The 1,936-nt window shown below is 73.4% G+C and carries 2 protein-coding genes; both read left to right on the top strand.

Going from position 1 to position 1,936, the window contains the following annotated elements; all coding sequences use genetic code 11:
* Positions 1-989, top strand: a 989-nt coding sequence (locus QOL99_RS16735; RefSeq protein ID WP_285525510.1) for a putative bifunctional diguanylate cyclase/phosphodiesterase, incomplete at its 5' end; no start/stop codon positions are given.
* The coding region (locus QOL99_RS16730) for a GGDEF domain-containing protein (RefSeq protein ID WP_285525508.1) at positions 989-1,936 on the top strand (948 nt) is incomplete at its 3' end. The genes QOL99_RS16735 and QOL99_RS16730, both read left to right, overlap by 1 nt.

The following is a 1,936-nucleotide window of genomic DNA, read 5'->3' as shown; positions in this document are numbered from 1 at the left end:
TGCTCGCGGCCCTGACCCGGCCCTACGAGGTCGGGGGGCAGGCGGTCACGGTGGGCGCGTCGGTGGGCGTGGGCCTGTACCCGCACGACGCCCGCGAGCCCGGCGAGTTGCGCCGCTGCGCCGACCTCGCCATGTACCGCGCCAAGGCGGCGGGCAAGAACACCCTGCGGCTGTTCGGGGAGGGGGAGCCTGCGCCCGCGCCCGCCCCCGAGGAAACGCGGCTGCGCGGCGCCCTGGAACGCGGGGACCTGAGTCTGGTCTACCAGCCGCAGTTCGACGCGACCGGGCGGCGCATCGTGGCCGCCGAGGCCCTGCTGCGCTGGCACGACGCCGAACTCGGGCCGGTGCCGCCCGCCCGCTTTATCCCGCTGGCCGAGGCGTCGGGGTTGATCGTGCCGGTTGGGGCCTGGGTGCTGGACGGGGCGTGCCGCCAGCTTGCCGCGTGGCGCTCGCAGGGCTGGACGGGGCGCGTGACCGTGAACGTCTCGCCGGTGCAGCTCACGCAGCCGGAGTTTCAGGAGGAGGTGATGCGGACCCTGCGCCGCCACGGCCTGCGCGGCGAGGACCTCGAACTGGAGATCACCGAGGGCGCGGTGCTGGAAGACGCGCGGGCGGCGTCCGGCCACCTGGCCCGGCTGCGCGGCATCGGCGTGCGGATCGCCGTGGACGATTTCGGGATGGGCCACGCCGCGCTGCTGTACCTGCTGGCCTTTCCGGTCCACGTCCTGAAGATCGACCGGACCTTCGTGCAGGGGGCGACCCTGCGCGAGCACGACCGCTCGCTGGTGCAGGCCCTGGTGACCTTTGCCCGCGCCCTGACGCTGGAGATCGTCGCCGAGGGCGTCGAGACCGAGGAGCAGCGGGCGCTGATGCAGGGCCTCGGCGTGGACGTGGTTCAGGGCTACCTGCTGGACCGTCCCCAGAGCGCCGGGGACCTGACCCCGCAGCTCGTCGGGGCCGGGCACGTGGGCGCGGGAGGCGGGGAATGATGACGCGCCGCTCCCCCCGCTCCGCCTCCCAGGACGACTTCTCGCTGTTCACGCCGGACTACCTGCGCTCGCTGGACCGGGCCTTCCGGCGCATCTTTCCGGCGGTGGGCGTCGTGGAGTTGCTGCGGGCCGCCCTGGAGTGGGGGGCGCACCCGCTCGACGCCCGGCTCAACGCCGCCTTCGGGGTGATTTTCCTGCTGGGGGCGCTGGGGCTGTTCCTGCGCCGCTCCCCGCTGGCGGTCATCCGGATGGCCTTTCTGTGCTCGGCGGCGGTCGCGCTGAGCTTTTATTTCTACTCCTACGACCTGCTGCCTGCGGGCCTTGCCGCTGCTGAGACGGCCTACGCCCTCACCGGACACTACATGTATCTGCCCTACGTCCTGATGCTGCTGTGCTGGCTGCTGTTTCCGGCGCCGTGGTCATCGCGCCTGGCCCTGGGCCTGTATCTGGTCAGCCTGCTGCTGGGGCTGACCGCCAGCGGGCTGGCTCTGCAACAGGGCCGCGCCACCCTGAGCGGCGTGCTGAACTACGGACTGCACCACGCGCTGGTCGGCGGAAGTCTGTACGTCCTGCTGGGCGTGTTCGCGGCGGTGTATGCCCGGCAGGCCCGGCTGGAGCGCGACCGCGCCCGCCTGAGCCGCGACGCCCTGACCGACCCGCTGACCGGCCTCGCCAACCGCCGGGCCTTTGACGCCGCGCTGGAGCGCGAGGTGCAGGCCAGCCTCGCCACGGGCCGCCCGCTGAGTCTGGTCACGCTGGACCTCGACCATTTCAAGGCCGTCAACGACACCCACGGCCACGACGCGGGCGACCGCGTGCTGATCGGCCTCGCCGCGCTGCTGCGGGCGCAGGTGCGTTCCGGCGACCTGCCCGCCCGCTGGGGCGGCGAGGAATTCGCCTGGCTGCTGCCGGGCGCTCCGGCCGGGGCCGCTGGCACCACCGCCGAG

The organism is Deinococcus rhizophilus, from assembly GCF_030271215.1.
In the GTDB taxonomy this organism is placed as follows: domain Bacteria; phylum Deinococcota; class Deinococci; order Deinococcales; family Deinococcaceae; genus Deinococcus; species Deinococcus rhizophilus.
This window is presented reverse-complemented; position numbering and strand designations above follow the sequence as displayed.